We start from the raw sequence: 5,971 nt of genomic DNA, 5'->3' as shown, positions 1-5,971 counted from the left end.
AGTCAATCAAATCGCCAAAAGCCTGAAATCACCAGCCAAGCGTATCAATCAAGGGTTCTTCGATCCCCCCACGTAAAACTGCAAACGGACATTCTGCTCCCCCCCCCAAGATAGACCTTGCAAAGTCAAAAATACGGTCCCGTTCAGCGCCATGAGCGACTACACTGGGTGTTAGATACTCAGGGTAGAAGCAAGCACGAGGTACTGTTCATGTTGGATGAAGTTATTGTTCACGGTCGGAAAGATCGGGCTTTCTCTACTCTTTTCGACCTATGTGACCGGATCACCCGACACTGTCTGACTGAGACAGGTTCCGCAGCCGACATGCTACCGAACATTCTCTCTACAGCCCGTCTTTCCCCAGGACTGGAATTACGCCTGTCGGGTATCAGACTATCTGAAAACAATACCGACGATCTGGTGATCGCTCATGACGTGCCATTCGCTGCTCGTGCTCGCGCAATAGCCGCAGCGCGGATTGGTGTGGCTCCAGATGACCCTGCACTGTCTGTTGAGCTGCATCTCGGATCAGCGCTGTATTTTCTGGCGCGTTACAGGCAAGCACACAGGGACACTATCACACAGTCTAACTCGGTTCCTTCCCTGCCCTCACCAGCAGGTCAGCCACCCGGCGTTATTATCCGATGGTTTGACGCTTCTTTAGGCAGAGCCGTTCCTCAACGCGATGGCTCTCTTGAAACCGCCCGTGACAGTGCCTCAGCCTACGCTTTGCAGGCTAAGGCAGATAATACACGCCGAGCCTATCGTGCCGGTGTCCGAGCATGGTGTGCCTGGGCGGATCATCATGCCCTGCCCTGCCTCCCTGCACGCTCGGCCGACATCGCCGCATTTCTGGCAGACGAAAGAGGTCGGGGCCTTGCGCCTTCGACATTGGAATTGCGGCGGGCCGCTATCACCTATCTTCATCGTCTGGCTGGTTGTGCCGTTCCCACCGCTGACGCCGCTATTGGCGAAACCATGACCGGGATCAGGCGCACCGCCGCCAAGAACGGCTTTACGCCGCGACGTAAAGCCGCCGCAACGCAGGACATTCTGGCAACAATCATCAATGCAATAGACCTAAGTAAGTTATCTGGGATACGAGATCGGGCTTTGCTCCTCATGGGTTTTTATGGCGCGTTCCGGCGGTCCGAACTGGCTAGCATTGAGATCCACCATGTAGCTTTAATCAGTAAGGGCTTGCTCGTGACTTTGCCCCAGTCCAAGGGAGACAGGCAGGGGAAAGGCGTTGAGGTTGCTCTCCCCTACACTCAGGATCAGCATTGTCCCGTAAAAGCATACGGGGCATGGCTGGCAGTATCAGGCATACAGGCTGGCCCTATCTTCCGCCGTGTCCGCAAGGAAAGTACAATTACCTCGCATGGAGATGGTCGTAAAATCGGGCAGTCGCCCCTGACAGATCGCTCTATCGCCCGAATTATCCAAAACCGTGCTAGAGCCGCTGGGTTTGATGGGCAGACCTTCGGTGGACACAGCCTGAAACGGGGTGCACTTACAACGGGAATGGATGCTGGAGCGCACCCCGTGAAACTTAAGAGACTTGCTCGGCATGCGACATACGCGGCTCTGGGAGACTACCTAGAACTGGGCGATCCGTTTGATGAACATGCTTTAAACCGTTAACAGGAATGCTCATTTCTACTAGTCAGCAGCCTGTACGAAGACTCGTACCCGCCAGAGTCCCCATCTCTGCACTATCTAGATTTCATGGCAGCAAGCGCGAAGACATCAGCCTCCACATTTGTGGCAGAGACTCGGATTATACATGTTGAGTTCGAAAATAAGGCGGGAACTTTAGCGGGAAATGTTGTTCAATTATCCCGAGAACTCTAGCGGAATAGTGAGAACTTTAGCGGGACGAGTTGAGAACTCTAGGGGGATCGAACGGGAACTCTAGAGGGGAAAAATACCGGAAACTCTATAATTTTTCCACTTATCCCGAGAACTTTAGCAGGACAAACTAATAACTTAAAATAATACTACAAATATTTAGATCACATCCATTACCTCAATCCCGCTAAAGTTCCCGCTTCTCAAGCTCAGAATTGCTGCTAGTGTCTAGTGATCCTGCTCAAAGGAGTTCTCTTGTGGGAACTATTCACAAGCTTATAGAAGAACATGGCAAACAAGGGGCTCTGTCCTTTGATGAAGATCGTAAGATCATCGAAATTGCTGCTGATTACATGGCTTATGAAGATACAGGAATTGGATTCCTATACAGTGGCTTTGCTCACGTAGGTCTGCCACATAAACGCTTAGCTGATGATCTGGTCTGGCAAATTGAAACAGACAGAGCTGTAATGATTGTCGAGCCCGGTAGACGTGCAGTACGTGGTTCAAACCCTGTGCCTGTGGGTGTACCTTACGGGAGTAAAGCACGACTGATTATGCTTTATTTACAGACCGAAGCTATAAAAACTCAAAATAGAGAAATTGAACTCGGTAAATCGCTAAGAGACTGGCTAAAAAGAATGGGTATTCCACAAGGTGGAAAATCAATCAAAGATGTTAAGGAGCAAGCTGAACGAATTTTCAGGTGCAGAATCTCTTTCCATTTCCAATCTGGGAACTCTAGCGGGTTGATAAACCAAAATATTGTGGATGCCGCTATCTTTACAGATGATCATAAGGACAACGGCAAACAGCAATTTCTAGAGCGGGCAAAAATTTCAGAACTCTTTTACGATCAGCTGCAAAAACATCCAATTCCAATCGAAGAAGCTGCCATCCGAGCATTAAATGGGCATAGTCAAGCATTGGACATCTACTGCTGGCTTGCATATCGACTTCACGCGCTGAAAGGACCGACAGCAATCACATGGACTGCTCTGAAAGCACAATTTGGTGCAGGAGTAGTGCGCTTAGACCATTTCAGGCCGAAGTTCATAGATAATCTGAAAGTGGCTCTCGCTGTCTATCCAGCCGCAAAAACTGAAGTAACAAAGACTGGCGTTATTTTACATCCGTCTAGGCCTCCTATAGCACCTAAAATTTATGGGTAACCCGCTAGAGTCCCCTGCATGGGGACTCTAGCGTATCACTATCGTAGTATTGGGGGTTATTCTATCAAATCCCCCAAGAGTCCCCTGATATCCTGTATTTTGGAATCAACTGCAGCCATTTCAGATTCCAGTTTTTCCCGCTGCCTTAAAAGCTTTCTGTACTCGTCTTTTAATAAATTGACATCTATTCGACCGGACACCTCCTGCTTAATAACCGTCTCTCTTCGGAGATTGGCAATCTCACGACGAGTTACATCTGGTCGAATGAGGCCACGCTCTTTGGCCACCTGAAGCTGATACTCGTTCAACAGAGTAATTTGGTAAGCTGTCCCATAGCTTCCTGGACAAGCATCCAAAGGGATCACTCCATCCGACACAGCTTTAGCAATCCGCCTTAACTGCGTTGCCGTAGCGTCAGAAAATGGAAACAAGCGCTCAGACCCCTGTCTCAGTTTAATATATTCTGCTTTTGAAAGGAAATTTTCCAAATCAAGCAGAGCACGTCCGATAGCGAGAAAAGAATCTCGCGCTTGACTCCAGTTTTGATTGACCTCGGCACGAACAGCCAGAATACGAGAGACTTTTTCAGAATCTGAAACTACAGAAGTACCAGCAAAGACATCTTCTATGGTTGTCATGACATTGTCATCAATGACAACCCGTTCTACTAACATTGTTGCGCGGTTATCACCAACACTCAAGCTATCGTCTTCTTCCATAACGGATCGGATTGACGTACGTGACACTCTGTGTGTTTTAGACATTACCGATTTTCCTATTTATGAACGCCCAAAATTCTTCAAAAGGTTCTTGACCCCGGCTTTTTGTAAAATCGAGGAGAGTCAGTCCCTTGCCGCTTGGGACGTGCACATCTTCTAATTGGGGTAATTCTACAGGAATAACATCAGCCACCTTAATGAGGCGACCACGAACCCTAGCGAATGAATTGGTACGACGATTTGCTCTATTCAACACAACGACCGTGTTGTTTGTGACCTGATTTAAAACATCTATCCAAGGAGCAATGCTATCGACATCGTCTTGTGTGCATGCGCAAGGAACCACCACAATGTCTGCAGCTTGCGCCAAGCCGGTAATAGCGGCCATATGGTCTTCCACACTCGGGGGTGTGTCAATTACCGCAAGGTCGTAGCCTTTTGCGTGGCTAAGACCGCCTCGCCAATCCTGCAGTTGGGCAGCAACAATAGAGACATCGATAAACTCAGGCATTTTCGCTCTGAGCACCTGCCGCCTTTTCCCCCATTTATCTATTGTCCCCTGGCGGTCAAAGTCTATCCCAATAACTCTCAGGCCTTCTTGAGCCGCAGCAACAAGGAGATGCCTGGTAACCACCGACTTTCCACTTCCGCCTTTGGGGGACGACACTAAAACAATCTTTGTCATGTAGTTGCCTCCTCTAATAAATTAGACATGTCTAATTCCGCGCATCATATAATGCTTACAGATGCAGACGGCGTCGATCAAGTTGTTAATTTTCATTAGACATGTCTAATTCTCACAAAAGGCTAAAAACGCAAAGCAATAGAAAAGAGACAAAAACTCCGACCAACCCTGAGTGTCCCGCGCAAAGGGTGGATCGGTCTGTCTAGCACCAGCCCGATCCCGGCGCAGGCGCCGCCTTTGCCCGCGCCACCCAGGCTCGGTTCCGGAGACAGCATGCAGAAGAAAATCTGACGCGAGAAAACGCTCAGTCCCCTTCCCTGCCGTTGTCCAATCCTCCCGATCACCGCCTCGTCCCAGACGCAGGCGGCGTTCGACGTTTGTCCGGAGCCTTCCATGTCCCTGTTCGATGATCAGCTAAGCCTGTTTTCTTCTTCCATTCTCGACAGCACTTCCGAGCTGTTCTGGGGGGAACTTGAGGGAGAAGACAGCCCCCTTCCCTCCTCCATCACGGAAACCCCACTGGTCATTCCTCAGGCAGATTTTCGCCTCCTTGGCACCCGTGGTCTTGCCGGTGCATGGAAAGACCGTGCCCGCGACAATATTGCGGCCATCAAGTTGCTGAGCACGCTTGAGGGTGAAGACCGTAATGCTATCCCCGACGAGCAGGCTGTATTGAGCCGTTTCATTGGCTTTGGGGCGAGTGAACTGGCCAACACCCTCTTGCCCCGTGGCAATGAGCCCTACCGGTCTGGTTGGGAAAGCCTCGGCAAGGAACTCGAGGCCGCTTGCAGCGAGACAGATCATGCCGCCCTCGCCCGCTCCACTCAGTATGCCCATTACACGCCGGAATACATTGTCACAGCGCTGTGGAACATGCTCGTAAAACGTGGTTTCCAGGGTGGGTCAGTTCTGGAGCCCGGTTGTGGTGTTGGGCAGTTCAAGGCGCTCAGACCCGAGCGCCTTGAAGGGCGGATTGCCTTTACCGGTATCGAGATGGACAGCATCGCCGCGCGTATGGCCCGCAAGCTGTTCCCTAAGCAATGGATCAGGCAGGAAGATTTCACCAAGGTAACACTGGCCACGACGTATGATCTGGCGATTGGCAATCCGCCTTTCTCCAACCGTCAGGTCAATGCAGCGGAGCATCGTGAATTGCGAGGGTTCAGTCTGCATGACTGGTTCATTGCCCGTGCAATCAGCGCGCTACGCCCCGGCGGTTTTGCAGCATTCGTCACCTCACGCCATACGCTCGACAAAACTGAGCAGAAGGCTCGTCAGCATATTGCCGAAGAAGCTGATCTGCTGGGAGCGGTACGGTTGCCTGCGGGGGCAATGAGTGCGGATGCGGGCACCGAGGTCGTGCTTGATCTGCTGGTGTTCCGTAAGCGCATGATTGGAGAGCTACCCGGCGATCAGACCTGGTTGGAAACAGCGTTTGTGCCAGACAGTGATAAGGGTCGAGGCCCGCTAAGGATCAATCGCTATTTCCTAGAGAACCCGGCTCAGGTTTTAGGCTCAGGACTCATTCTTTAAGGTAGAAGATG

Annotated in this window: 5 protein-coding genes; 3 read left to right on the top strand and 2 right to left on the bottom strand. The window is 50.7% G+C overall.

Annotated features, from left to right (window positions below):
- The first annotated feature begins 210 nt into the window (after positions 1 to 210).
- Positions 211 to 1,644: a site-specific integrase gene (locus Abci_RS12770; protein WP_244877688.1), complete on the top strand. Its 1,434-nt coding sequence runs from the start codon at positions 211 to 213 to the stop codon at positions 1,642 to 1,644.
- Between the two features lie 464 nt (positions 1,645 to 2,108).
- On the top strand, positions 2,109 to 3,023 hold the full coding sequence (locus tag Abci_RS12765; RefSeq protein WP_084597670.1) for a replication protein RepA: 915 nt from the start codon (positions 2,109 to 2,111) through the stop codon (positions 3,021 to 3,023).
- 56 nt (positions 3,024 to 3,079) lie between these two features.
- Here the strand turns inward: Abci_RS12765 and Abci_RS12760 are convergent, their stop codons facing one another.
- Positions 3,080 to 3,787, bottom strand: coding sequence for a hypothetical protein (locus Abci_RS12760; RefSeq protein ID WP_048839569.1), 708 nt, complete (start codon positions 3,785 to 3,787; stop codon positions 3,080 to 3,082).
- Positions 3,780 to 4,427, bottom strand: a complete 648-nt coding sequence (locus tag Abci_RS12755; protein WP_048839568.1) for a ParA family protein — start codon at positions 4,425 to 4,427, stop codon at positions 3,780 to 3,782. The genes Abci_RS12760 and Abci_RS12755 overlap by 8 nt, the downstream gene beginning before the upstream one ends.
- A gap of 393 nt (positions 4,428 to 4,820) precedes the next feature.
- Between Abci_RS12755 and Abci_RS12750 the strand changes: the two genes are divergently transcribed.
- On the top strand, positions 4,821 to 5,960 hold the full coding sequence (locus Abci_RS12750) for an Eco57I restriction-modification methylase domain-containing protein (protein WP_048839566.1): 1,140 nt from the start codon (positions 4,821 to 4,823) through the stop codon (positions 5,958 to 5,960).
- Positions 5,961 to 5,971 lie beyond the last annotated feature (11 nt).

It is taken from the genome of Acetobacter cibinongensis (assembly GCF_000963925.1).
GTDB classification, from domain to species: Bacteria; Pseudomonadota; Alphaproteobacteria; order Acetobacterales; family Acetobacteraceae; genus Acetobacter; species Acetobacter cibinongensis.
The sequence above is the reverse complement of the archived record's forward strand: the minus strand, read 5'-3'. Positions and strand labels throughout refer to the sequence as shown.

Bases quoted from the DNA above. Each gene is read 5' to 3' on its own strand.
- Abci_RS12770 (WP_244877688.1), top strand. From the start codon at position 211: ATGTTGGATGAAGTTATTGTTCACGGTCGGAAAGATCGGGCTTTCTCT.
- Abci_RS12760 (WP_048839569.1), bottom strand. From the start codon at position 3,787: ATGTCTAAAACACACAGAGTGTCACGTACGTCAATCCGATCCGTTATG.
- Abci_RS12755 (WP_048839568.1), bottom strand. From the start codon at position 4,427: ATGACAAAGATTGTTTTAGTGTCGTCCCCCAAAGGCGGAAGTGGAAAG.
- Abci_RS12750 (WP_048839566.1), top strand. From the start codon at position 4,821: ATGTCCCTGTTCGATGATCAGCTAAGCCTGTTTTCTTCTTCCATTCTC.